Source organism: Acidithiobacillus sp. TH-A36 (assembly GCF_057473445.1).
In genome coordinates, this window is sequence record NZ_JBYCKP010000499.1 from 1 (window position 1) to 1,993 (window position 1,993).

General features: G+C 53.1%; 3 protein-coding genes and 2 tRNA genes. 3 read left to right on the forward strand and 2 right to left on the reverse strand.

Annotated elements, in window-relative coordinates:
• Window positions 1-237: 237 nt before the first annotated feature.
• Together AC2VLY_RS12755 and AC2VLY_RS12760 are read right to left on the reverse strand one after the other, a co-directional pair.
• A tRNA-Met gene (locus AC2VLY_RS12755) sits at window positions 238-312 on the reverse strand.
• A gap of 7 nt (window positions 313-319) precedes the next feature.
• Window positions 320-395, reverse strand: a tRNA-Trp gene (locus tag AC2VLY_RS12760).
• Between the two features lie 588 nt (window positions 396-983).
• Between AC2VLY_RS12760 and AC2VLY_RS12765 the strand changes: the two genes are divergently transcribed.
• The 3 genes from AC2VLY_RS12765 to AC2VLY_RS12775 all read left to right on the forward strand — a co-directional run.
• Complete coding sequence (locus AC2VLY_RS12765) at window positions 984-1,259, forward strand: DUF6900 domain-containing protein (RefSeq protein ID WP_051488130.1); 276 nt, start codon at window positions 984-986, stop codon at window positions 1,257-1,259.
• Window positions 1,243-1,479, forward strand: coding sequence for a hypothetical protein (locus AC2VLY_RS12770; protein ID WP_486922400.1), 237 nt, complete (start codon window positions 1,243-1,245; stop codon window positions 1,477-1,479). The genes AC2VLY_RS12765 and AC2VLY_RS12770 overlap by 17 nt, the downstream gene beginning before the upstream one ends.
• A gap of 25 nt (window positions 1,480-1,504) precedes the next feature.
• The coding region (locus AC2VLY_RS12775) for a DUF444 family protein (RefSeq protein ID WP_486894185.1) at window positions 1,505-1,993 on the forward strand (489 nt) is incomplete at its 3' end.

Sequence of the window (1,993 nt, forward strand, 5' to 3'; positions counted from 1 at the left end):
CAGGGCTCGAACCTGCGACATTCTGGTTAACAGCCGGACGCTCTACCTACTGAGCTACACCCCAAAATGCCCGGTAGGTGTTTTCCATGAAAAACACCACGGCGGGACCACCGATATTCGGATACCGCACCGGCAATATGGTCCGTTCGCGTGTATCCAGAATGGGCGCCGTTGCCTATTCTGTGGATGGGCAAATTTTAGAAAGCCCTACCAGGCGGGACAACAGCATAATAAAATTGGTAGCGGAATGCCGGCTCGAACGGCGTCTCCTGGCGTATGAAGCCAAGCGTAAGACCAGTCTACTTTCCCGCTTCAAAAATGGCACCGGCACACGGACTCGAACCGCGAACATCCTGCTTTGGAGGCAGGCGCTCTACCAATTGAGCTATGCCGGCATGTAAAAGCGTATGTGCGCTTCCATGCACACCAGAAACGAAGCGGCTTAACACATCCTCTCTGGTGTGCATCCGCCAACATGACGGACACACAATGTGAATCCTCGATTTTAAAAGAGCGGGATGCCAGACAAAACAAAACCGGCAGCCTGTTTTCCACGAGGCTGCCGGTTCTTGTGCTTCCGGTGGAGCCCCTTTGTTCGTGGGACTCCGTTATGGGGCCCCGGTTATCTGTTAAAGCCTGATTGCATGGTGGATGGATTTTTCGATGTGACGGATAACGGCCAATAGCCTGCACAGCTTTCCACGCAGTATCCCGTATGGCTGCATGTCTGCTGGCTGCATGTCTGCTGGCTGCAAGCCTGCCGGGTGCAAGCCTGCTGTCCTGCTATGAAACCGCTTTGCTGTCCGTTCATCGAAAAACCTCAAAAAAGTAATGTTCCGTAGTCTAAGAAGGCTTTTTCATCCTGTCAATGGTTTTTGCGCCTGTTTTTTACTGAACCTTAACGAGCGCATTTAAACGTGTCTGATTTTGCGTATGGTATCCTCATAGGGTGTGTATTTTTCATATTCTTTTAGGATGGACTTATGGAACTGATTGCCGAAAAAGTGATTACACAGACCAAAAAGCATCCGCAGATTGAACCGCTGCTGACCACCATTGCCCAAAAATATCTGCGGGTCGAAACCTTGCAAACGCAGCATTCCGATAGTGCTGATTTCCATAACGTGTCGGTGTGGGAGCTTCGGGCAGCGCTGGAGGCGGCTTTCCAGGCAGGTACCCAACTCGGGGCCTCTGTTGCCGCGCACATGGATAATTTTGTCGCTACTGAAATAGATCGATTGAATGCGCATTCAGATTAATCACTGGTATCTGGTGGCCCACACCCTGCATCCCGATAATCGGGATTACGACCGAAAAGTGATCGTTACTGGCCTTAACCGAAAATCGGTGTTTTTTGACCAAAAAGATGGGCCAGATATGCCAACGATTGGCGCGTTTATGTTGTCACGGGCGAGTTTTCGCAGGCTGGCGACTGAATGCAATCCGCCGACACCTGAAGTAATCAAACCATCTCCATGAGGCTTCATTCACAGGGAGGTTTTTCATGAGCACCATTATCGACCGTCGCAGCGCCGGAACCCGGTCCACCGCGAATCAGGAGCGCCTCAAAAGAAGAGTGCGTGCCCGTCTGAAAGAAACCGTGGAAAATATGGCGCGCTCCGGCTCCATAGAAGACCTGGCCAAAGGCCAGCATACCATTCCGGTCCCGACCCGCGATTTGCAGGAACACAGCTTCCGACCGGATATGAGTAACACCTCCTGGGAAAGAGTCTTGCCAGGTAACAAGGAATATCAGCGCGGAGACGCTATCCAGAAGCCACAAAGCGGACAGGGCGAGGGCGGGCGCGAAGGTTCTCCCGATGGCCTGGGCAATGACGAAATCGCCGTCGTCCTGTCCGCCGATGAGTTCCTGGATGTGCTCTTTGATGGATTGGCCCTGCCGCGCTTGCGCAAAACCGCCCAGGGCGATGTCCAGGCGGAACAATGGCGGCGCGCCGGATTCATCAAGGACGGCAGCCCCTCTCGCATGCAT

Bases quoted from the DNA above. Each gene is read 5' to 3' on its own strand.
- AC2VLY_RS12765 (WP_051488130.1), top strand. From the start codon at position 984: ATGGAACTGATTGCCGAAAAAGTGATTACACAGACCAAAAAGCATCCG.
- AC2VLY_RS12770 (WP_486922400.1), top strand. From the start codon at position 1,243: ATGCGCATTCAGATTAATCACTGGTATCTGGTGGCCCACACCCTGCAT.